22 protein-coding genes are annotated in these 21,857 nt (G+C 66.6%); 9 read left to right on the plus strand and 13 right to left on the minus strand.

Annotation, left to right across the window (positions count from 1 at the left end):
• Window positions 1-43: 43 nt before the first annotated feature.
• Both EV560_RS24895 and EV560_RS24900 read right to left on the minus strand, forming a co-directional pair.
• On the minus strand, window positions 44-940 hold the full coding sequence (locus EV560_RS24895; protein ID WP_131858514.1) for a polysaccharide deacetylase family protein: 897 nt from the start codon (window positions 938-940) through the stop codon (window positions 44-46).
• Between the two features lie 110 nt (window positions 941-1,050).
• Window positions 1,051-2,034: a Bug family tripartite tricarboxylate transporter substrate binding protein gene (locus EV560_RS24900; protein WP_165923608.1), complete on the minus strand. Its 984-nt coding sequence runs from the start codon at window positions 2,032-2,034 to the stop codon at window positions 1,051-1,053.
• A 446-nt stretch (window positions 2,035-2,480) separates the two neighbouring features.
• Here EV560_RS24900 and EV560_RS24905 point away from each other — a divergent pair, with 446 nt between their 5' ends.
• Window positions 2,481-3,446 (plus strand): LysR family transcriptional regulator, encoded by a 966-nt coding sequence (locus tag EV560_RS24905; RefSeq protein ID WP_131858516.1) that lies wholly within the window; start codon window positions 2,481-2,483, stop codon window positions 3,444-3,446.
• A 37-nt stretch (window positions 3,447-3,483) separates the two neighbouring features.
• Here EV560_RS24905 and EV560_RS24910 read toward each other — a convergent pair whose 3' ends face one another.
• Window positions 3,484-4,191 (minus strand): HXXEE domain-containing protein, encoded by a 708-nt coding sequence (locus EV560_RS24910; protein ID WP_131858517.1) that lies wholly within the window; start codon window positions 4,189-4,191, stop codon window positions 3,484-3,486.
• Window positions 4,192-4,319: 128 nt separating this feature from the next.
• Window positions 4,320-5,237: a LysR family transcriptional regulator gene (locus tag EV560_RS24915; protein WP_131858518.1), complete on the minus strand. Its 918-nt coding sequence runs from the start codon at window positions 5,235-5,237 to the stop codon at window positions 4,320-4,322.
• Window positions 5,238-5,352: 115 nt separating this feature from the next.
• On the opposite strand from EV560_RS24915, the gene EV560_RS24920 reads away from it, so the two are divergent.
• Window positions 5,353-6,093 carry an SDR family oxidoreductase gene (locus EV560_RS24920; RefSeq protein ID WP_131858519.1) on the plus strand — a complete coding sequence of 247 codons (741 nt, stop codon included), beginning with the start codon at window positions 5,353-5,355 and terminating at the stop codon, window positions 6,091-6,093.
• 46 nt (window positions 6,094-6,139) lie between these two features.
• On the opposite strand, the gene EV560_RS24925 is transcribed toward EV560_RS24920, so the two are convergent.
• Both EV560_RS24925 and EV560_RS24930 read right to left on the minus strand, forming a co-directional pair.
• Complete coding sequence (locus EV560_RS24925) at window positions 6,140-6,979, minus strand: alpha/beta fold hydrolase (protein ID WP_207908105.1); 840 nt, start codon at window positions 6,977-6,979, stop codon at window positions 6,140-6,142.
• Window positions 6,980-7,194: 215 nt separating this feature from the next.
• A complete protein-coding gene (locus tag EV560_RS24930; protein ID WP_131858521.1) occupies window positions 7,195-7,797 on the minus strand; it encodes a DUF938 domain-containing protein in 603 nt (200 codons plus the stop codon).
• Between the two features lie 169 nt (window positions 7,798-7,966).
• On the opposite strand from EV560_RS24930, the gene EV560_RS24935 reads away from it, so the two are divergent.
• From EV560_RS24935 to chrA, 3 genes are all read left to right on the plus strand, one after another.
• A complete protein-coding gene (locus tag EV560_RS24935; protein WP_165923609.1) occupies window positions 7,967-9,229 on the plus strand; it encodes a hemolysin family protein in 1,263 nt (420 codons plus the stop codon).
• A gap of 177 nt (window positions 9,230-9,406) precedes the next feature.
• The gene (locus EV560_RS24940) at window positions 9,407-10,225 is read left to right on the plus strand and encodes a chromate resistance protein ChrB domain-containing protein (protein WP_131858523.1); all 819 of its coding nucleotides are present in this window, start codon (window positions 9,407-9,409) and stop codon (window positions 10,223-10,225) included.
• 11 nt (window positions 10,226-10,236) lie between these two features.
• Window positions 10,237-11,628: a chromate efflux transporter gene (chrA, locus tag EV560_RS24945; protein ID WP_131858524.1), complete on the plus strand. Its 1,392-nt coding sequence runs from the start codon at window positions 10,237-10,239 to the stop codon at window positions 11,626-11,628.
• Here the strand turns inward: chrA and EV560_RS24950 are convergent, their stop codons facing one another.
• The 4 genes from EV560_RS24950 to EV560_RS24965 all read right to left on the minus strand — a co-directional run bounded on the left by EV560_RS24950 (window position 11,629) and on the right by EV560_RS24965 (window position 14,678).
• On the minus strand, window positions 11,629-11,943 hold the full coding sequence (locus EV560_RS24950) for a hypothetical protein (RefSeq protein WP_131858525.1): 315 nt from the start codon (window positions 11,941-11,943) through the stop codon (window positions 11,629-11,631). It lies immediately after the preceding gene.
• A gap of 223 nt (window positions 11,944-12,166) precedes the next feature.
• Entirely contained in the window at window positions 12,167-13,354 is a 1,188-nt protein-coding gene (locus tag EV560_RS24955) for an FAD-dependent monooxygenase (RefSeq protein ID WP_165923610.1), read from the minus strand.
• Window positions 13,355-13,391: 37 nt separating this feature from the next.
• Entirely contained in the window at window positions 13,392-13,643 is a 252-nt protein-coding gene (locus tag EV560_RS24960) for a zinc-finger domain-containing protein (RefSeq protein WP_131858527.1), read from the minus strand.
• A gap of 78 nt (window positions 13,644-13,721) precedes the next feature.
• Window positions 13,722-14,678 (minus strand): heparan-alpha-glucosaminide N-acetyltransferase, encoded by a 957-nt coding sequence (locus tag EV560_RS24965; RefSeq protein WP_131858528.1) that lies wholly within the window; start codon window positions 14,676-14,678, stop codon window positions 13,722-13,724.
• A gap of 93 nt (window positions 14,679-14,771) precedes the next feature.
• On the opposite strand from EV560_RS24965, the gene EV560_RS24970 reads away from it, so the two are divergent.
• On the plus strand, window positions 14,772-15,536 hold the full coding sequence (locus EV560_RS24970) for an alpha/beta fold hydrolase (protein ID WP_131858529.1): 765 nt from the start codon (window positions 14,772-14,774) through the stop codon (window positions 15,534-15,536).
• Between the two features lie 177 nt (window positions 15,537-15,713).
• Complete coding sequence (gene cysE, locus EV560_RS24975) at window positions 15,714-16,562, plus strand: serine O-acetyltransferase (RefSeq protein WP_131858530.1); 849 nt, start codon at window positions 15,714-15,716, stop codon at window positions 16,560-16,562.
• 49 nt (window positions 16,563-16,611) lie between these two features.
• Here the strand turns inward: cysE and EV560_RS24980 are convergent, their stop codons facing one another.
• Window positions 16,612-17,514 (minus strand): LysR substrate-binding domain-containing protein, encoded by a 903-nt coding sequence (locus EV560_RS24980; protein ID WP_248312185.1) that lies wholly within the window; start codon window positions 17,512-17,514, stop codon window positions 16,612-16,614.
• 127 nt (window positions 17,515-17,641) lie between these two features.
• Here EV560_RS24980 and EV560_RS24985 point away from each other — a divergent pair, with 127 nt between their 5' ends.
• Window positions 17,642-18,964: a serine hydroxymethyltransferase gene (locus EV560_RS24985; protein ID WP_131858531.1), complete on the plus strand. Its 1,323-nt coding sequence runs from the start codon at window positions 17,642-17,644 to the stop codon at window positions 18,962-18,964.
• Window positions 18,965-19,072: 108 nt separating this feature from the next.
• Here EV560_RS24985 and EV560_RS24990 read toward each other — a convergent pair whose 3' ends face one another.
• Complete coding sequence (locus EV560_RS24990) at window positions 19,073-20,443, minus strand: serine hydrolase domain-containing protein (RefSeq protein ID WP_131858532.1); 1,371 nt, start codon at window positions 20,441-20,443, stop codon at window positions 19,073-19,075.
• A gap of 204 nt (window positions 20,444-20,647) precedes the next feature.
• Here EV560_RS24990 and EV560_RS24995 point away from each other — a divergent pair, with 204 nt between their 5' ends.
• Window positions 20,648-20,860 carry a DUF3126 family protein gene (locus EV560_RS24995; protein ID WP_131858533.1) on the plus strand — a complete coding sequence of 71 codons (213 nt, stop codon included), beginning with the start codon at window positions 20,648-20,650 and terminating at the stop codon, window positions 20,858-20,860.
• Window positions 20,861-20,959: 99 nt separating this feature from the next.
• On the opposite strand, the gene EV560_RS25000 is transcribed toward EV560_RS24995, so the two are convergent.
• On the minus strand, window positions 20,960-21,676 hold the full coding sequence (locus EV560_RS25000) for a hypothetical protein (RefSeq protein WP_131858534.1): 717 nt from the start codon (window positions 21,674-21,676) through the stop codon (window positions 20,960-20,962).
• Between the last annotated feature and the right edge of the window lie 181 nt (window positions 21,677-21,857).

Here is a 21,857-nt window from a genome sequence, read left to right on the forward strand (position 1 = left end):
CTTTTCAGCGCGGGAGCATCGGTCCGGGGGGCGACGGTCGCTCTCAGGCAGCGCCCGGCCTGGCGCCGTTGCGTCCGAGAAGGCGGTCGCCATTGCGCCATTCGCCGATGTTCCGCTCGGAGACCCACTGCGCGAGCTCGTCGTGCCGGACGATCCAGACGCCTGGAAAACCCTTGATATAACGCAGGATGCGGTCGAGCTGCGCCGCCATCAGTGGCCGCCCGCCGAAATGGCAATGCAAGGTGATGTTGAGATAGGGCGTCGGCTCGTTCTCGTAGAGATAGTCGAACGTGTCCTTGTAGACCTCGAACCAGTCGCGCGGATTGGCGCGCAGGACGCGATGATCCGCGAAATCCGTATGCGGGATCGCCACCAGCCGGCCGGACTCCGTATCGACGCAGAAGGGCAGATCGATATGATTGTAATCGCCGTACCAGAGGAAGCCGGCCTCGGCGATCAGACTCTCCGTGCTTGCCGTCGGCGCCAGGACGGGGCTGAGCCAGCCCTTGGGAGGCGCTCCCGTCAGCTTCTTGAAGACGTCGACGCATTTCTGGATGAGAGCCCTTTCCTGATCCGGGTTCAGATAGGCCATCAGCGCATCCTGCGTATAGGAATGGGCCGCGACCTCGTGGCCCGTCTTCAGCATCGCCTCGACCGCATCGGGGACAAGTTCCATCGAATGCGCGTTGGACACGAAGGTCGAGGGGACCTGGTGATCGTTGAGGATCTTCAGCAGCCGCCAGACGCCGTTGCGGGTTCCGTAGGTGCCCCAGGTCATCGCGGCGCGATCATGGGTGCCCGGCTTCAGCGAGGTGGTCTGGACCGAGAATGGTGGTCCCTGGTCGCCGGACCAGGTTTCCAGCAGGCACGTCACGACGACGGCAATCCGGGCACCGTTCGGCCAGGCAAATCCATTCACGTCAGGGGGCGACGCAACCATCTCGGAGACTCCAATCCATCATAAGGTCATAGGCAGATCTCGCGGCCGGTCCGTCGAAGCGTTCCCGCGCTCCGGCCACGATCGTTCGTTGACGCGAATACGCTTGACGTTCAGGCGGCCCGGAGGCCTGCCGCCTTCATGATCGGCAGCAATTGCTCGCGCTCGAGCGCGAGGAACTTGCGCGCATTGGCCGAGCCCGGCTCCTTCCAGGGTTCGAGCCCGGAGACGGACAGGACTTTCGCAAAATCCTGATCGGCCAGAACCTTCGCCGCCGCCGCTTCCAGCCTGGAGGCGATCGCATCCGGAGTCTTGGCAGGCGCGATGACACCACAGCTCAAGCGAACGACGAGGTCGGGCACGGTTTCACTGGCGGTCGGAATCTCGGGGACGGCCGCAAGGCGCTGCGGCGAGAGGACGGCGAGAATCCGGATCTTCCCGGCGCGATGCAGCTCGAGCACCTGCCCGGTGATGTTGGGGGTCGCCACCTGCACCATGCCCGCGACGACATCGTTCAGCGCCGGTCCCGCGCCGCGATAGGGCACGTGGTCGAGCTCCGGAAGGCCGGCCCTCTGCTTGAGCGACTCGCCGGCAAGATGCGTGACGGTGCCGACCCCGGCCGAGCCGTAAGACAGCTTGCCCGTGTTCTTGCGGGCGTAGTCGATGAATTCCTTCAGGGAATTGGCGGGTATGTTGGGATGGACGACAACCGAGGTCGAAGAGGTCGCGAGCATCGATATCGGCAGGAAATCGGTCAGCGCGTCGTAGGGCGGATTGTCCTTCATATAGGGCGCGATGGTGAGCGAGCTCGTGTCCCCGAACAGCAGCGTCTGGCCATCCGGGTCTGCGCGCCGGACGGCGCTCGCGCCGAGAAGACCACCGGCCCCGCCCTGGTTTTCCACGACGAAGGAACCGACCAGAGCGCTCATCTTCTCGGAGAAATGCCGCGCGACCGCATCGACGACGCCGCCCGCGGCGAACGGAACGACAAGCTTGACCGGGCCGTTCGGATAAGCGGCTTGCGCATAGCTCCGCGGGGCGTGCAGTCCCGCGACCGCTGCCACCATTCCACCGATCATCAATTCCCTGCGATTCATCCTGACCTCCCCGCCGATGCGCCCGATTTCGAGATCACTTGGCCGATCTCGGCACACACACATTATTCTTCATGCGAAAGCACCGCGGCTCGCTGCGAGCGGCAATCAATCGCCAGTCATGATCAGCAAATTTGCTTGGGGCGATGCCGCTACACGATGAGTATTGGCCGTAGCTCGCAAATCTTGCTTGCGAACGAAGCCTTCCCTGTCAGCGGCAACTGCGACTTGCCGAGGGTTTGCCTCAGATTATTCTGGATCTCTCCCCGTGCGGCCGATCGCCTTCTTCCCATTAGAGGTGCATGTGACTTATTGATCAAACGAGAAATTTATATCATTTGATGAGCTATGCTTATGAATATGAACATGCGATCGGCGATACTGCGGCGTGGATGGCTGCTTCGCTCCAAGGGCACCCTCCAATGCGCCTTGCTCGACGGTGAGGCGCGATGAATGTCACCATCCGGCAGTTGCGCGCCTTCGCCCTGGTGGTTCAGCTGAAGAGCTTCACCAAGGCGGCGGCGCAACTGCACCTGACGCAATCGGCGCTGAGCCTTCTCATCCGGCAGCTGGAGGAGAATCTCGAGGTCCAGCTCATCGAGCGCTCCACGCGCCGCCTCGAGCCGACAGCCCTCGGACTTGAGCTGATGGCGAGCGCTGAAAGGCTGTTGGACGATTTCGATGCGGCCATCGCGAACGTGGCCGAACTCGGGGCAAAGCAGCGCGGCAAGGTCACGATAACCGCGCCCTACATTCTGGCGACTGCTTTCCTCGCGCCCGTGGTCGGCGCGTTCAAGGCTCGCCATCCCGGCATTTCCGTGGTGCTGCGCGACTCGTTGCCGGAGGAAGTGGTCGCCCAGGTCCGTAACGGCGCCGCCGATCTCGCGGTCGCCAGCTATCAGGGACCCGAAGCCGGCCTGCGCTGCACGCCGATCTTCGAGGAACCGCTGGTCGCGGTCTATCCAAAGGCCCATGCGCTCAACGAGCTGCCACGCGTGTGCTGGCGAGACCTCGTCGATCTCCCCGTGATCCTCCTCAGCCGCCAGAGCCTGCTGCGCCACTTGGCCGACGAGGGATTCGTGCGGGCCGGCTTCGCGATCAAGCCGGCATATGAACTGGCCTATGCGGGCACTGCGATCGCCTTGGTCAAGGCCGGCTGCGGGGTTGCGATCCTGCCAAGATCCGTCGAGGTCCTGGTCGACGCGGCCGTCAGCTTCAGCGAAATCGAGGGGCCCGAGATCAGGCGCGACGTCGCGGTGATCACCCGCGACGGCAAGACCTTCTCTCCGGCTGCGGAGATATTCATCGAGGCGCTGCTGGACCATGCGAAAGCAATGACGTTTCCGACGCCGGTCCGGCACCCGAGCAAGCGCTCGACGCCCGGGACCGGCGCGCCGCAGTTCCGGCGCAGGTAGCCTGGGCGCCCGTGAACGCGCCCCAAGGCGCGTGCGCTCAGGCCGCGAGGCGAACGGGCCGACGGGAGACCACGACCGCGAGCAGCAGCATCGGGATGGCCGGATTGACGATCTGGATCGCAATGAGGGCGGCTTGACCGATCCAGCCGACGAGATAGGCCTTGAGCGAGAGCATGAGCACCGCGTGGATCAGGATGCCGCCAAGCACGGTCGCGACGACGGCGCGGGCCCCCAGTTCCGGCCGCCGCAAGGCAACCCAAAAGGTCCAGAGCGATAGCGGCAGGAACAGCAGGACCGCCGTGACGAGTCCTGGATTGTAGCTGCCGCTCGCCAGGGCCGGGCCGATATGCGCGGCTGCGTTGACCGCCGGCACGCTGAAATAGCTGAGCGCGATCTCCGGCCAGCGGCGCCCGAGCAATGCCGAGATCGGGCCGGCCAGCCAGACCACCGGAATGTTCACCGCGGTGATGAAGGCTTCCGGGATCGGGCAGGCAGCCGCATCGGGAAAGCCGAATGTGCCACACAGCGTGCCGTGGAAAGCGTAGGACGCGCCCTCGGCGTCGATGCCGTGCTCCTCGAACTGATGGAGCAAATAGGCGGCGGTCGCGGCCCAGGCGAGCCACACCATGTCCTGGCTGCGTGGCCGAGTGCGGTCGCCGCGCATCTCGCCGAAGAGCAGGCCGGCGAGCAGCGCCGCGGCGAGGCCAAGTCCGAGCCATGGCCAAAGGTGAGAGAACGAAGGCATCGCGGAAGCCTAGAAGCCGTGTCGTGTCGCGGCCACCCCCTTCGCTGACGCTGTGCCTATGCACCGGGTGCCTCGAACCAGGCGGGCCAAGTGGCGGCCGTCATGGGGCGTCCGTCATGGGGCGTCCGTCATGGGGCGTCCGTCCCTGCAGATCGCTCAGCCGCGCCCGCAAAGACGCGCGCCACCCAGTCGATGAAGACTCGCACGCGCGGCGAGAGCTGGCGGCTGCGCGGATAGAGTAGTGAGACAGGGGTCGGCGTCGGCGCGTTGTCCTGCAGTACCGGGAGCAATGTGCCCCGAGCGAAATCGGCTTCGAGATGATAGCGCGGCGCCTGGATCAGGCCGAGGCCGAGGCGGGCGGCCGTGACATAGCTTTCGGCGCCGTTGACCGAGACGGTCGCCGGCAAGGTGATGTGACGAACCGCACCGGCTTGCGTGAATTCCAGCGGCAGCACGCCGCCCGTCGCCGATGAGCGGAAGCCGACCACGCGATGACCGTCGAGCCTCTCGATGCTTTCGGGCAGGCCGTGGCGCTCGATGTAACCTGGGGCGGCGCAGGTGACCTCGTCGAGCATGGCGACGCGGCGGGCGATCATGTCGGAATCCTGCAGATCGCCGACACGCAGCACGCAATCGATGCCCTCGCGCACCAGATCGACCAGCCGGTCGCCTTCGCTCATGTAGAGTTCGATCTCCGGATAGTCGGAGAGGAAGGCCGGCAGGTGCGGCAGGACGAAATGGCGCGCCAGCGTGCCGTGCACGTCGATGCGCAGCAGCCCCTTGGGCTTGACCCCGGCAAAGGCCGCTTCCGCATCTTCCAGATCGGCGATGAGCCGCAGGCAGCGCTGGTAATAGGCCTCGCCGTCGAGTGTCGGGCTGACGCTGCGGGTGGTACGCTGGAGCAGGCGCACGCCGAGCCTGGCTTCGAGCTGCTTCAGCGCGTCGGTCACGGTCGAGCGCGGCAGGCCCAAATCCTCGGCGGCCAGCGTGAAGCTGCGCCGCTCGACGATGCGGGTGAAAAGGCGCATCGCGTCGAAACGATCCATTGTTCTGCTTATCCGAATTATATTGCCGGAAAGTGCCTGATTATCCGCTTCAAGGGAAGGGGCATTGTCTCGTCATCCCGCCGTTGGAGCGGCGAGCCAGAACGGAGATCGACCCATGACCGAGCATGCAAACAAGGTTGCCATCGTCACCGGCGCGTCGCGCGGCATCGGCGCCGCGATCGCGGAGCGCCTGGCCCGTGACGGCCTGACGGTGGTCGTCAACTATGCCGGCAATGCCGGGGCGGCCGAGGCGCTGGTGCGCAAGATCGAGGCGGCCGGCGGGCACGCCATCAGCGCCCAGGCCGATGTCAGCGACCCGGCTGCCGTGGTGCGGATGTTCGACTCGGCCGAGGCCGCTTTCGGGGGCGTCGATGTGCTGGTCAACAATGCCGGCGTGATGAGCCTGAGCCCGATCGGGGAGAGCACCGACGAGCTGTTCGACCGCCAGATCGCGATCAACCTCAAGGGCACGTTCAACGGGCTCCGCGAGGCGGCACGGCGGCTGCGCAATTACGGGCGCATCGTCAATTTCTCGACCAGCGTCGTCGGCACGAAGATGGAAGCCTATGGCGTCTATGCCGCGACCAAGGCGGCGGTCGAGACCTTGACGGCGATCCTCTCGAAGGAACTGCGCGGCCGCTCGATCACCGTCAATGCGGTGGCGCCCGGCCCGACGGCGACGGATCTCTTCCTCGACGGCAAGTCGCCGGAGCTGGTCGAGCGCCTGGCCAAGATGAACCCGCTGGAGCGGCTGGGCACGCCGGAGGACATCGCCAATACCGTGTCCTTCCTGGTCGGGCCGGATGGCGGCTGGGTCAATGGCCAGGTGCTGCGCGTCAATGGCGGCATGGTCTGAAGGCGATGCCAGGGCGGGAGGCTGCGCCGGGAGCCTCCCGCTTTTTTCAGCCGCGCAGGAAGGACAGCAGCGCGGGGATGGTTTGATCAGGCGCCTCGTCGATCAGCCAATGACCGGAGCCCTTGACGACGACACCCTCGACATTCTCGGCAACGAGCCGGCCCTGGGCGATCAGGAACTCGCCCGAGGCCTTCTCGCCGGTGAGCACCAGCATCGGCATCCCAAGCCGGGTCGCGGCGAAGCCGGCAAAGTCCCTGGCGTCGCCTTCGAAGCTGCGGAACACCTCGAAGCCGGCCCGCATCGCGCCCGGTTGCGCATAACTCGCCGCATAGAACTGCCGGTCCGCCTCCGAAACCGACTTCTCAGGATCCGCGGCGAAGTCGTTCCAGAAATGCTCGAAATAGATGCGCTCGCGGCCATCGACCAAGGCCAGCGGCGTCTTGCCGTAGAAGTGAAAATGCCAGAGATCGCGCAGGAGCCAGACGGTCGTCCAGTCGCCGACACCCGGCAGGAAAGCGTCCATCAGCGCGATGCGGCTGACCTCGCCGGGATATTGCGCGGCATAGGCATAGGCGACCATCAGGCCGATATCGTGCCCGACAACGGCGGCGCTGCCCAGGCCGAGGGCAGCGGCAAGCGCGTGGATGTCCTGCGCCATCGTTTTCTTGTCGTAGCCAGCCTCCGGTTTGTCCGAGGCGCCGAATCCGCGCAGGTCCGGCGCAATCACCTGATGGGTCTTGGCGAGTTCGGCGATCAGCGGGCGCCACATATGGCTGTTCTGGGCATAGCCGTGCAGGAGCAGGACCGGCTTGCCTTGGCCGGCGAACAGGTAGTGGAGGTTGATGCCTTGGACCCTTGCGAAGCGGCTTTCGATTGTGACGGTCATTGGCGTGGTTCCATACGAGGCGAGGAGGGCTGAGCGTGAAATGTCACGGTCGGTCCCAGTCTTCCCACTGATTTGCCGCGACGCAAATCGCCAAAAGAGCATTTCCGCGTTTCTTCGAAACGTGGAAATGCTCTAAGCTTTTGTTTTGTCGCATTTTCTTCACACGGGCCGATGCCAGCTTCGCTCGAAAATGCTCCAGCGGGCGGGCATGACGATCAGATGCGCCGGAAGACGAGGCTGAGATTGTTTGCCGGCATTTCGGTTACCTCTGGCGCGACGAAACCGGCCTCAGCGGCGAGCCCCGCGACGGCGTCGAGCTCGCGCAGGCCCCAGGCGGGATCACGCGCCCTCAGGCTCTCGTCGAAGGCGAGATTGCTCGGCTCGAGCGCGCGGCCGGGGCGGCGATAGGGGCCGTAGAGATAGAGCACGCCACCCCGGGGCAGGATGCGGCCGGCCTCGGCGATCAGCCCCTCCGCAGCGCTCCAGGGCGCGATATGGATCATGTTGATGCAGATGATCGCGTCGGCGGCCCGGATCGGCCAGGCTGGAGCGGCGGCATCGAGCTGGAGCGGGGGGCGGATATTCGGCAGGCCGCTATCACCGGCATGGGCGGCGATACTGGCGAGCGCCTCGGCGGTCGGATCGCTCGGCTGGAAGGTCAGCTCCGGCAGCGCCGCGGCGAAATGCACGACATGCTCGCCTGAGCCGCTGGCGATCTCCAGAACCAGGCCGGACGCGGGCAGGGCGGCGCGCAGGACGGCAAGGATCGGCTCCCGATTGCGCAGGGCGGAGGGCGCGGACAGGCGTGGGTCGCTCATCTATTCGGTCCGATCTCGAAGAGGGTGCCGTGGTTGCATGCTGAATACCGGCGATATTCTTCGCGGCTACCCATCGCCACGCCGGGGCGATGCGTTATAAGGGACTTCAAAGCAGGCCGATAGCGAGTGCGGCCATGCATGCTGCGGGCGGGTTTTGTTAACCGAGATCTTGATCGTCGTTGCCCTGACCGTGATCAACGGTCTTCTCGCCATGTCCGAACTCGCGGTGGTCTCGTCCCGACCGGCACGGCTCAAGGTTCTGAGTGATCAGGGCAGCAGGGGCGCCACCACGGCGTTGCGTCTCGCCGAGAATCCCGGCCGCTTTCTCTCCACTGTTCAGATCGGCATCACGCTGGTCGGCGTGCTGTCGGGCGCCTTCTCCGGCGCTACGCTCGGCCAGCGGCTCTCCGAATGGCTGGCGGGGCAGGGCTTCTCGCCTTCGGTGTCGGACGGGTTGGGCGTCGGCATCGTCGTCGTCATCATCACCTATCTCTCGCTGATCATCGGCGAACTGGTGCCGAAGCAGATCGCTCTGCGCGATCCCGAACGCATCGCCGCGCGCGTCGCGCCCTCCATGTCGTTCCTCTCGCGCATCGGTGCGCCGCTGGTCTTCCTGCTCGATATCTCCGGCAAGGCGGTGCTGACCCTGCTCGGCCAGAAGGGCGAGACGGAGGAGCGGGTCACCGAGGAGGAGGTCCGCACCATCATCGCCGAGGCCGAGACGGCCGGCGTGCTGGAGCGCGACGAGCGCGAGATGATCTCGGGCGTGATGCGGCTCGCCGACCGCTCGGCCCGGGCGCTGATGACGCCGCGCCGCGAGGTCGAGATCATCGACCTGTCCGATACGGCCGAGGAGATCCGCACGCAGGTGCGCGAGACGCGACGCTCGCGGCTGCCGGTGCAGGATGGCGAGGCCGATGCGATCACCGGCGTCATCCTGGTCAAGGACATGGTCGATTTCCTCGCTGGCGGCGATATCGAGGATTTGCGTGCGCTGGTGCAGGAGGCGCCGATCGTGATGGACACGGCGAACTCGCTGCATGTGCTGCGCGAGATCCGCTCCTCGCGCGTCCATATGGCGCTGGTCTTCGACGAATACGGCCATTTCGAAGGCATCATCACGCCGGGCGATGTGCTCGAGGCGATCATCGGCGCCTTCCAGGAGGACGAGGAAGACGAGCAGCCGATCGTGACGCGCGCAGACGGCTCCTATCTCGTCGCCGGCTGGATGCAGGTCGACGAATTCTCGCACGAGCTCGGCATCCATATTCCGCGCGATGCCGATTTCCAGACCGTGGCCGGCTTCATCCTGGCCGAGCTCAACCGGCTGCCCAATGTCGGCGAATCCTTCGAGAAGGGCCATTGGCGCTTCGAGGTGGTCGATCTCGACGGGCGAAGGATCGACAAGGTGCTGGTCTCGCGGGTGGAGTGAACGACCGTTCGATAGGGCTATCGGCGAGTCCGCCTGACGCGGTTGCCAGCCGGCCGCAATCGCAAATTGACGAGGCGAGGTGGCGGTGGTGTAATTGCCGCATGGGGTTCATCGCGACGACCCCGTGAGGCGTCAGCCCAAGGTTCGCGTCCACCTCCTGTCAGGGAATGGACGCCCATGGCCTCGTTCACGCAAATCTCCACTGCCCAATTGTCACGGCTCGTCGGCCTGCCCGACGCGCCTCTCCTGGTCGATGTCCGCACGCCCGAGGATTTTGCGGCCAGCCCCAACCTGTTGCCGGCTTCGGAGCGCCGCGCCCATGGCGATGTCGCCGATTGGGCACGGGCCTATCGCGGCCGGCGCGTCGTCGTCATCTGCCAGCGCGGCGAGAAGCTCAGCGAAGGCGTCGCCGCCTGGCTGCGCCATGACGGCGCTGCCGCCGAGACGCTGGAGGGCGGCTACGAGGCCTGGCGGCGCGATGGCGGAGCAATGGTCGCGGCGGGGAAGCTGCCGCCGCGCGATGCGAACGGGCGCACCATCTGGGTGACGCGGGCGCGGCCGAAGATCGACCGCATCGCCTGTCCCTGGCTGATCCGACGCTTCGTCGATCCGGAGGCGGTCTTCCTCTATGTTGCGCCGTCCGAGGTCGGCGCGGTCGCCGAGCGCTTCCAGGCGACGCCCTTCGATATCGACGGCGTGTTCTGGAGCCATCGCGGCGAGCGCTGCAGCTTCGACACGATGATCGAGGAATTCGGCCTGTCCGTGCCGGCGCTCGAGCGGCTGGCGGAGATCGTGCGCGCGGCCGATTCGGCGCGGCTCGACCTCGTGCCGCAGGCGGCGGGTTTCCTTGCCGCCTCGCTCGGCCTCTCACGCATGTTCAAGGACGACCTCGAGCAACTCGACGCGGGATTGTTGCTCTACGACGCCTTTTATCGCTGGTGCCGGGATGCGACAGAGGAGACGCATAACTGGCCCGCCGGGCCGCAAAAGCTCTGAGGCCCGCGACGATGGACACCACGACGAACGAGGTGGCGCCGCGCTCCGCAGTGGAGGTTCCGACGCTCGCGGAGGCGCTGCGCGTCTGGGCCAAGATCGGCGTGCTCAGCTTCGGCGGCCCGGCCGGGCAGATCGCGATGATGCATAAGGAACTGGTCGAGGAGCGGCGCTGGATCGGCGAGCAGCGTTTCCTGCACGCGCTGAACTACTGCATGCTGCTGCCCGGCCCGGAGGCGCAGCAGCTTGCGGTCTATATCGGCTGGCTGATGCATCGCACGCTGGGCGGCCTGATCGCCGGGCTGTTCTTCGTCCTGCCCGGCGCGCTGGTGATGCTGTGCCTCAGCATTCTCTATGTGCTCTACCGCCATGTGCCGCTGATCGACGGCATCTTCTTCGGCATCAAGGCGGCGGTGCTCGCGGTCGTCATCGAGGCCGGACTGCGGATCAGCCGGCGCGCGCTGAAGAGCGCTCCGATGGTGGCCATTGCCGTCGTCGCCTTCTTCGCGATCTTCTTCGTCGGCGTGCCGTTTCCGGCGATCATCCTGGCAGCCGGGCTGATCGGCTGGCTCGGCCATCGCTACCGGCCCGATATCTTCGACCGCAACGGCCATGGCGCGGCGACGGGGCCGGATGTCGGCGGCATCATCGACCGGCTGTTCGAGCGCGGGGAGATGGAGCACACGCGGCCCTCACGGGCCAAGGCGCTGAAGACCCTGGCGGTCTGGCTGCCGCTTTGGCTGGGACCGGTCGCATTGCTCTGGCTGCTGACCGGCGCGAGCAGCGTCTGGACGCAGATCGGCAGCTTCTTCAGCATGATGGCGGTGGTCACCTTCGGCGGCGCCTATGCCGTACTGGCCTATGTTGCGCAGGCGGCGGTCGAGACCTATCACTGGCTCGCGGCCGGCGAGATGGTCGATGGTCTCGGGCTCGCCGAGACCACGCCCGGGCCGCTGATCCTGGTGCTGCAATTCGTCGGCTTCCTCGCCGGCTTCCGCGCGCCGGGGGCGTTGCCGCCGTTGCTCGGCGGCAGCCTGGGAGCGCTCCTGACGATCTGGGTGACCTTCGCGCCCTGTTTCCTCTGGATCTTCCTGGGGGCGCCCTATGTCGAGACCTTGCGCGGCAACAAGGCTCTCTCGGCGGCTTTGGGCGCGATCACGGCGGCCGTGGTCGGCGTGATCATGAACCTCGCTGTTTGGTTCGGCCTGCACGTCGTCTTCCGCCAGGTTCGGCAGGTCGCGTTCCTCGGCCTGTCGCCGGACCTGCCGGTGCTCGCCTCGCTCGACTGGCGCGCGGCCCTGCTTTCGGCTGCGGCGATGGTCGCGATGCTGCGCTTCAAGGCGGGCATGCTACCGACGCTCGCGGCCTGCGGCTTCGCCGGTCTCCTGCTGACGCGCTTCGCCTGATCAGCGGCGCGGCGGCTCGCCGGGCTCGATGATGCGGTATTCGGCGTCGATGACATCGACGCGCTCGCGGTCCGGCTGCGGCCGGCCGAAAGGATTGCGCGGGTCGATGCCGGCGGCCTTCAGCTTGCTGCGGATGCGCCACGCGGCGAAGGCGCCGACTGCCAGAACGACAGGGATCAGGATGAGCGCGAGGCTCGCCGCGAGCACGAAGAGCGCGACGCCGACGACCAGGCTTGCCGCCATGGTCAGCCAGGAGGCCCAGCGTGGCATGGTGCGGCGCGGGCCGGAGAGCTCATAGAGGTTGACGCGGATCATAAGTCGCTTTCGTCCAATGGTCCTGAACCCATAGATAGGGAGGGAATACGGCGAAGGCGAGATGTCCAGGCGTCGCGTTCGATCAACCCTCATCCCGAGGGGCGCTCGCATAGCACGTCTCGAAGGATGGTTCAGGCGACCCGAGCCCCTCGTGGAACATCCGTTGAGACGCCGCCAAGACGCCGCCAAGACGGCCCCTCGGGGACGAAGGCTCCGTGAGCCGCTAGTCCTCGTCGCGCCAATCGTAGAGCCAGTCGAAACGACTGCGCATGCCGTCGGGGCCGAGGCGTTTGAGCATCAGGTTGCGGGCCCAGCTCAGCGGCGGGCCGAGATGGTAATTGTGGGCGTTGGCGCGGCTCGCCGCCTGCACGCGGGCGGCACGCGCCTGACGGGCCTTGGCGTAAGCCGCGAGCGCGACCGGCACGGCCGCGCCGCCGCCTTGTCCGACATGGGCCGAGAGCTCGCGTGCGAGAACGGCCGCGTCTTCGATCGCGAGCGCGGCGCCCTGGGCGAGGAAGGGCAGGACGGGGTGGGCGGCGTCGCCGAGCAAGGCGAGGCGACCCTTCGCCATGGCGGCGGGCGGACGGTCGAACAGCGACCAGACCTGCCATGCCGGCGCCGCCCCGACGAGCCCGCGCAGCGCCTGCGAAGCCTGCCTGGTTTCCTGCTCTGGCAGGCCCGGCTCGCCCTCGCGGCTCCAGCCCTCGCGGGCCTCCCGCGCCGCACGGATCAGGACGAGATTGATCTCGCGGCCGCCGGCAACCGGATAATGAACGGCATGGTGGCTGGTGCCGAGATGCAGATTGACCTGGCCGACGCCGCTCGGCGCCTCGCGGACCGGGATGAGGGTGCGCCAGGCCTCGTAACCGGTGAAGCTGGGCGGCGCGCTGTCGCCGCTGAGGTCCCGGACGCGCGACCAGAGCCCGTCGGCGCCAATGAGGGCCAGCGCCTGCATCGTTTCGGCCTGGCCGGATTCGGAGAGGAAGGTCGCGGTGATCCCGTCCTCATGCTGCTCCACCTCGCGCAGGCCGCGGCCGACGCTGAGGCGGATGCCGGGCAGGGAGCGGGCAGCGTCGAGCAGCACGGTATGGAGATCGGTGCGACGCAGGGCGCGGAAGGGCGTGTCGGCATCGCCCGGGCTCATCGGCATGGCGACGAGCTCGCGCCCGTCGCGCCAGCGCCTGACGACCAGGCGCTCGGAGCGCACGGCGGAGCGCCTCAGGGGCAGGCGCAGGTCGAGCGCATCGAGCACGCGGCCGGCATTGGGCGTGACCTGAATGCCGGCGCCGGTCTCGCCGAAGCCGGTGCGCTTCTCGGCGACCGTGACGGCGAAGCCGCGGCGCGCCAGGGCGATGGCAGCGGTCAATCCGCCGATGCCGGCGCCTGCGATCAGGATATGGGGAGCCGACACGAGCTGCTCCCGGCCGAAACCGGCCTGCGGCCTCGGATCACGCCGCCTTGGCTGCGTCTTGGTACTCGCATTCAGGCGGCGTGCAGGTGCCGTGTTTCAGCGAGGGCTCGTATTTGAACAGGGTCGAGCAATAGGGGCAGACGATCTCGTGGTCCGAGCCCATGTCGAGGAAGACATGCGGGTGGTCGAAGGGCGGCTTGGCGCCGATGCACATGAACTCATGGGCGCCGACATGGATGACGGCGACACCGGCGTCGTTGTGGAAATGCGGGATGCCCGTATCGGCCATGATCGTATCCTGCGAATGACTGCGCCGGAGGTTTAGCCTGTCGCGGGGCGGGGCGCCAGTGCGGCATCGCCTCGCGTCTCATTGCTGGTCGCGATAGCAGGCGCGGGCGATCGCGCGGGTGCGCTCGGTCTCGGCGCTGTTCAGCCTGTCGGTCAGCGCCTTGCTCCAGAGATTCTCCTGCTTCAGGCCTTCGACGGCGCAGTCGCAGACATTCGTGCATACCCGCAGCTCCGTGCCGGCATCCGCGCAGCTGCGCTGGCAGGTCAGCACGAAGCTGCGCTCCTGGGGGGCGCTGACCGGCATGATCTGCAGGGCCAGCATCAGGGTGCCGATGAAGACCGGCTGGTGCACGAGATAGACGGCGAGGCTATGGCGCCCGCCCCAAGCGAGGACGCGCGCCGGCAGGATGCGAGCCTGCCAATTCTGCCAGCGTCCGCCCAGGGGCAGCACGATCTTGGCCAGGGCCATGCCCGCCAGAACGCAGCCGAACCAGGGGAAGACCGGCACGAAATCGGCGGTGCGGATCGGGACGCGGGCAAGCCCCAGCCAGAGCAGCCAGTCATGGTCTAGCCAGGGATGAACGACGAAAAACGGCACGGCGAAGACAGCGGCCGCGCTGATGATGACCACAGGCGCCGGCAGCCGCAGGAAGGGCAGGGCAAGTAGGCTCGCCAGCGCGATCTGATGCAGGATGCCGAAGAAGATGTAGCTGTCCGGCATGGCGAAGCGGGTCGCGAGCGTGACCAGCGCGGCCGCCCCCGCAACCATGGCGAAGCGGCGGAAATAGGCTCTGCGGTTCAAGCCTTTGCGGGTCGCCAGCACCAGGCTGAAACCGACGATCGTCAGGAATGAGCCGGCGATGCAGCGCGCGAACCAGCGCCAGGAGGGATCGACCGGGATATCGGTCTCGATCAAGCCGAAATAGGAGAGGTCATAGGCGAAGTGGAAGACGAACATCGCCAGAAGCGCGAGGCCGCGGGCGACGTCGATGAGATCGATGCGGCTGGGGGCGGCGCTGGCGGTCGTCTGGCTCATGCCCCCTCATAGGCAAGCTGCACGCAGGCCGCTACCCAAAGCCGCGTGTCCATGGCAGTTGCTATGCATTCATCGCGAGTCCGGTTGTCCCAGATGCAGAATTTTTCCTCCGACGGCGTCCAGATCGCCTTCATCGACCTCGAGCCGACCGTCGAGCCGCGCCATGAGACCGTGGTGCTCGTCCACGGCTTCGGCTCCAGCCACATGGTCAACTGGGTCAATACGCAATGGACGAAGACGCTGACCCATGCCGGCTATCGCACCGTGGCGCTCGACGATCGCGGCCATGGCGAAAGCGAGAAGCTCTATCATCCGGCCGCCTATTCCTCGCAGATCATGGCCGAGGACGTGCGCCGTCTGATGGACCATCTGCGCATCCCCTCGGCCCATGTCATGGGCTACTCGATGGGCGCGCGCATCTCGGCGCATCTGGCGCTGGCGCATCCGGAGCGGCTCGATTCGCTCATCCTCGGTGGGCTCGGCATCCACCTGGTCGAGGGCGTCGGCCTGCCGCTCGGCATCGCCGACGCGATGGAAGCGCCCTCGCTCGACGTACTGACCGACCCGATGCAACGCATGTTCCGCGCCTTTGCCGAGCAGACCAAGAGCGATCTCATGGCGCTTGCCGCTTGCATCCGCGGCTCGCGCCAGACCTTGAGCGTCAACCAGGTTGGCAGCATCTCCGTGCCGACCCTGGTCTGCGTCGGCACGAAGGATGATGTCGCCGGTTCCGCCTCGGAGCTGGCGGCGCTGATCCCCGGCGCGAAGTCGTTCGATATCGACGGACGCGACCATAACCTCGCAGTCGGCGACAAGACGCATAAGCAGGCGGTGCTGGACTTCCTCGCGGCGTTGTGAGGCGCCGGCCGGATTGCAAATAAGTATTTTCTTCCAATTGACTGCGGCGCACGGCTCGGATTTTGATTCCGGCCGCTGCGCGTCTGGCTCAGGGCTGCGGCGCTTTCGCGTTTGGCGCCGGCACCCGCCAGCATGCTAGACTGCTTTTCCATCGGACAGGGCAACCGGAGAATGATCATGCCGTCAGGCCGCTCCGTCATTGATACGCGCGACCCGGTCACGGGGCTCGATCGGGTCGACCCGGTCTGGGCGCGCCTGCGCCGCGAGGCCGAGCAGGCGATCGAGACCGAGCCGGCGCTGGCCGGGCTGATGCTCGCCTCGATCCTGAACCAGCCGAGCTTCGAGGCTGCCGTCAGCCATCGCGTTGCCGCCCGGCTCGCGCATCCGGCGCTTGCCGCCGACCTGATCGAACAGGCCTTCGCCGAGGCGGTCGCGGCCGATCCGGAGATCGGGCTCGGCTTCCGTGCCGATATCGTCGCCGTGGTCGATCGCGACCCAGCCTGCAACCGGCTGATCGAGCCGCTGCTCTTCTTCAAGGGCTTCCACGCGCTGCAGGGACACAGGCTGGCGCATTGGCTGCTGAAGCAGGGCAGGCGCGATTTCGCGCTCTACCTGCAGAGCCGTTCCTCTGAAGTGTTCCAGACCGACATCAACCCGGCTGCACGTATCGGCAAGGGCATCTTCCTCGACCATGCCACCGGGCTCGTCGTCGGCGAGACGGCCGTGATCGAGGACGATGTCTCGATGCTGCAGGACGTGACGCTGGGCGGAACCGGCAAAGAGGGCGGCGACCGCCATCCGAAGATCCGCAAGGGCGTCCTGATCGGCGCCGGCGCCAAGGTGCTCGGCAATATCGAGATCGGCCAATGCGCGCGGATCGCGGCCGGCTCCGTCGTGCTCCAGGCGGTGCCGCGCAACAAGACCGTCGCCGGCGTGCCGGCCAAGGTCGTTGGCGAGGCCGGCTGCGCCGAGCCGGCGCGCTCGATGGACCAGATCCTGAAAAAGGATTGCGGCGCTTATATTTAGCTCGTCCGCTCAGTCCGCATCCTAGGGAGCCGCGATCTGCGATCGCTCCTCAGGATGAGGGCTGAGAGTTCGCGGATGACCCAAGCCATTCCATAACCGCCGCAACTCGCGGATGGCTTGGGCCATCCGGTGGTGCCAGCAGCGTCAGCCTGTCGGGCATGGTGAGCCGATATTCGAACGGCGCCGCCAGCCTGCCGGCCTCGAGATGCGGGCCGATCAGGCTCATCCGCCCCATCAGCACGCCCGCGCCCGCCAGCGCGGCGTCGAGCGCCAGCGCATAGAGCGAGAAGGCTGGTCCGCCGTGCGGGTCGATGGTTTTTGGCGCTCCAGCGGAGGCGAGCCAACGGGCCCAATCGTCCCGCCAGACGGCATCATGCAAGAGCGTCTCGTTGGCGAGATCGGCGGTGTTCTCCAAACGCCTGGCGATGGCTGGCGCGCAGACCGGCAGGATCGCGTCGGGGTCGAGTGCTTGCGCTGTAGTGGGGGCGTCTTCGAGATAGAAGAGCGCGAGATCATAGGGCTCGCGCTTGAGGTCCGGCGGTTGCTCCATCGCGGTGATCGAGACGAGCAGCCCCGGAAAGGCCTGCTGCAGGGCTGGCAGGCGTGGCGACAGCCAGAGCTGGGCGATGCAGGGCAGCGCTGCGATGGCGAGCGCACGGTTTTCATGCGCGGCGCGCAAGTCCTGAACCGAATGGGCGAGCATGTCGAAGCTGCGCGAGAGCCGCGGCAGTGCGGCGCGGGCGGCCGGTGTCAGAGCCACGCCCTGCGCCAGCCGATCGAATAGCCTGATGCCGAGCCAGGCTTCCAGTTGCCGGATCTGCTGCGTCACTGCGCCGGCCGTGACGCCCAACTCCTCGGCCGCCTTGGTGAAGCTCTCGCAGCGCGCTGCCGCCTCGAAGGCCCGAAGTGCATTGAGCGAGGGCAGGCGCGGGCGCGGCGGGGCGAGCGGCATGAGATTTCCTGACGAGACTTAGATTATCTCAGTCTTGCGGCGACGATAACTCGTTTGCGCTCCCGCCGGCAAATCGCTCCAATCACGGTGGTTTCGCGGGGCGGCCCGCGATTGCGGGAGAGCATTCATGACGGCTTTGGGCAGGCGCGACTGGGTGCCGGGGGCGAGCGAGGATTACGTGCTGGAGATCGCCGGCGCGGTGGCCGGCCGGAGCCTCGATGCCACACAGTCGCGGATCGAGGCCCTGATGGCCGAGAATCGCGTCATCCACGAGCGTGATTGCGTCAATCTCAACCCGGCCACGAACATCATGAATCCGAAGGCCGAGGCGGCGCTGTCCGCCGGCCTCGGCGCGCGGCCCTCGCTCGGCTATCCCGGCGACAAATACGAGATGGGGCTGGAGGCGATCGAGCAGATCGAGGTCATCGCCGCCGAACTGGCCGCCGAGGTTTTTGGCGCGAAATATGCTGAGATTCGCGTGCCGTCGGGGGCGATCGCCAATCTCTACGCCTTCATGGTGGCGGCGAAGCCGGGCGATTGCATCATCGCGCCGCCTGCCGAGATCGGTGGCCATGTCACGCATCACGGCGCGGGTGCGGCCGGCCTTTACGGGATCGTCACCCATCCGGCGCCGATCGATCCGGAACGCTACACGGTCGATCTCGACAAGCTCAGGCAGGATGCGTTGCGCTTGCGGCCCAAGCTGATCAGCATCGGCGGCAGCCTCAACCTGTTTCCGCACCCGATCCGCGAGATCCGCGCCATAGCCGACGAGGTCGGCGCGCTCGTGCTGTTCGACGCGGCGCATATGTCCGGCATGATCGCCGGCCATGGCTGGCAGCAGCCGCTGGAGGAGGGCGCCCATCTGATGACGATGAGCACCTATAAGAGCCTTGGCGGGCCGCCTTCTGGACTGATCCTGACCAACGGGGCCGATCTGGCGAAGAAGCTCGACGCCATCGCCTATCCTGGGCTGACCGCCAATTTCGACGCAGCGAAATCGGCCTCGCTCGCCATCTCGCTGCTCGACTGGAAGCAATATGGCCGCGCCTATGCGCAGGCGATGGCCGAGACGGCCAAGGCCCTGGGCGAGGCGCTGGTCGAGCGGCAGGTGCCGGTCTTCGCGCGGGAGCGCGGCATCACGACCTCGCATCAACTGGCGATCGAGGCGGCGGCTTTCGGCGGCGGGCAAGCGGCGGCGAAGGCTCTGAGGCAGGTGAATATCCTGAGCTGCGGCATCGGCCTGCCGCTTCCGGCGGTCGAGGGCGATGTGAACGGCCTGCGCCTCGGCACACCGGAGATCGTGCGCTTTGGCATGGTGCCATCAGACATGCCGGAACTTGCCGCCTACATCGCCGAGGGGCTGGACGGGGCGCGACCGGTCGAGGTCGTGGCGAAGGATGTCACGGCGTTTCGGCAGCGGTTCACGACGCTGCATTTCATGCGGTGACGCACGTCCACTGCGTCATGGTCGCCTTTATGGCGACCATCCACGTCTTGAGCACTGCATCAAAGAAGGCGTGGATGGTCGGGACAAGCCCGACCATGACGAGGCGGATCAGGCGGTCCTTGCGTAGCGCTCGAGCATCTCGGCCTTCAGCGTCTCCTCGGAGACGACATGGGCGCCGCCGAGCCAGACCGACTGGACCTTGCCGTCGGCGCCGCGCACCAGGCGGGCGGGCTCGCCGGGGCTGTTGAAGCCCGAGGCCCTGACGATGCGGCCGAGATCCTTGGACTCGACCGAGATCTCCTGCGCGTCGAGGAACGGGTTGAACAGGGCCGGATTGGCTTGGAGCACCTTGCTCTCGAAGGGCACCAGATCGCCGCAGCCCCAGATCGTCCACCAGCGGCCGCACCAGTCCAGGGTCGCGGGCGAGGGGGCGCCATTGCTCTCGAACGCCTTCAGGATCTCGATGATGCCGTCGAGCCAGGGATGGGCGAGCCCGTCGATCGCGTTGGTCAGCACGGTGATGGTCAGGTCCTGCTTCGGCAGCACGGCAGTGCGGGTGATGAAGCCCTGGAAACCGCCGGAATGGGCGAACCATTCCCAGTCGCCCGTGCCGCCCGAGATCGTGCCGAGCCCGTAATGGCGGCCGAGGCTGCTCTCGGAATCGGGCCAAAGGCGCCGGCTCATCTCGCGCCGGCTGAGCGGAGACAGGATGCTGCGCTCGGAATTGGGCGAGAGCTGCGCAAAATAACGGACGACATCGGCGGCGGTGGCGACGAAGCCGGCAGCCGAGACCATGCCGTGGCACGGGTTGTCGCCTGGGATGACGAGGCGCTTCCCGAGCGGCGCCTTAGGACTGTGCCCCTTGGCCATCGGGCCTGACCAGAGCGTGATGTCGGGCCTGGTCTCGGTCAGCTCGGCGGGGCCGACGACCTCGCGGGCGATCCAATCGGCATAGGCCCCGCCGGTCACCGCCTCGATGACCATGCCGAGCAGGGCGAAGCCGTGATTCGAATATTTGAAGCGCTCGGAGGCAGGATAGGGCTGCGCGACCGAGAGGTCGGCCAGCACCTCCTCCTTGCTGCAATAGGGCTTGCGGTCGAAGAACTGGCCGTTATCCGGCCCGTCGCGGGTCAGGCCGGCGCTGTTGGAGAGAACCTGGCCGATCGTGGCCGCCGAGACGTCTGGATGCAGGCCAGGCACATAGGTCCCGACCTTGTCGTCGAGCCGCAGCCGCCCGGCCTCGACCAGGCGAAGCAGCCCGGCCGAGGTGAAGCTCTTCGAATGCGAGGCGATGCGGAAGCCGTGGCGGGGCGTGAGCGGCTCGCCGGTCGAGAGATCGGCGCTGCCGAAAGCGGCTTCGAGCACAACCTTGTCGCCGCTCGCGATGGCGATGGCGCAGCCCGGCTGATCGTGGTGGGCGCGCTGGAATTCGACCCAGCTCGAGACATAGGCGAGGGCGGCCGGCAGCCACGGCGTCATGGGGCGCTTCCATCGTTAGGTGAAAATCTGGCCGAGCATGTCATGATCGCGGCCGCGGCGGGAGATCGCGCAGCGCCCCTCATCATGCAGATTTGATGGGACGGCGCGGCGGGGTTGCAGTGAAACCGGCTGCAACCAGCCTTCCGGCTTGCCCTATGGGCTTGGCCATGGCATCCGTCCGACCAATCTGAAAGGACCGATCCAGTGGACAAGAAAGAACTCGCCAAGCTCGAAGCCTATCTGCGGCGCACCTTCGCCAACCATGCGATCAGCGTGCGGGCCCGCATGAAGAAGACCGATTCAGCCGAGGTCTATCTGGGCGAAGAGTTCATCGGCATCATCCATGTCGATGATGAGGACGGTGATCGCTCGTTCAATTTCACCATGGCGATTCTGGACGTCGATCTCGACGACTGAGCGCCGGCCGACGACATCAAGCCCTCGGTCCGGGATGTCGCTGCGAGGCGCGCCGGAGCGAGGGCTTTTTGCTGCCTTCAGATCATCGGGCCGATGCGGTTAGCGCATCAGCCCATCGATCGTGCGCCTGACCCCGCCGATCATCAGCTCCCAATCGGCGATGACCGTGCGCGGAAAGCGGATGTTCACGTCCATGCCGCGATGGCGGAAGGTGACGCGGCAGAGCTCGTCCAACGCCGCAGCGCCATTATCGAGCGGGCAGCGTGCCGCGAAGCCGCGCCCGTCCGGCACCGAGACATAGAGCTCGTCACCATCATAGGGCGAGCCTTTGCGGAAGCCACGCACGACGAGCCCGCCCGGATTGGACCAGACTGTCGGCGTCAGGAAACGCGCATAGACGGACAGCTGCGTTGCCGGCTCGTTGACCTTGTCCGGCGGGCTCAGCGTGATCAGCAGCTTCTTGCGGCTATGAGCGGTCACCGGGCCAAAGCTCGGCCAGTCGAGCCGCAGCCGGACCATGCCCACCACCTGGCCGCTCTCCTCAGCCTCCGTGCCGGTCAGATCCTGGGGAACGGCGAGCGTGACATCGCCGATGCGGGCCGGCTGAATTTCCGTGCGGGTCTCTGGGACCAGGCGCGGCGCGTAGAACAGCAGCGCCGTCGCTGCGATCGCAGCGAAAAGCACCGCGCCGGCCGCCGTCAGCAGGGCGCCGTCGGCTCGCGGCAAGGGTGGCGGCGGTCGGTTCAGGCGGGCGCGCACCAGGGTCGCGAGATGATGGGGAGAGGCGGTGGGATGGTGGTGATCGTAGGCGGTCACGGGCGACACCTTGGGCAGAGTGTCGCTAGATCATCGGACCGGATATCGTATCCGGTCTGATGATCTAGCTCCTTGTTTTCGCATCGGCATCTTCCGAAAACCGCAATCCACTTTTCGGTGCCGATGCGCCAGTGGAGCAGATGCCGCTTAATCCTTCGTAAACCATAAGCCCGCGCCGCCG

Origin of the sequence: Allobosea sp. BK604, from assembly GCF_004341515.1 — a bacterium.
Classification (GTDB): Bacteria; Pseudomonadota; Alphaproteobacteria; order Rhizobiales; family Beijerinckiaceae; genus Allobosea.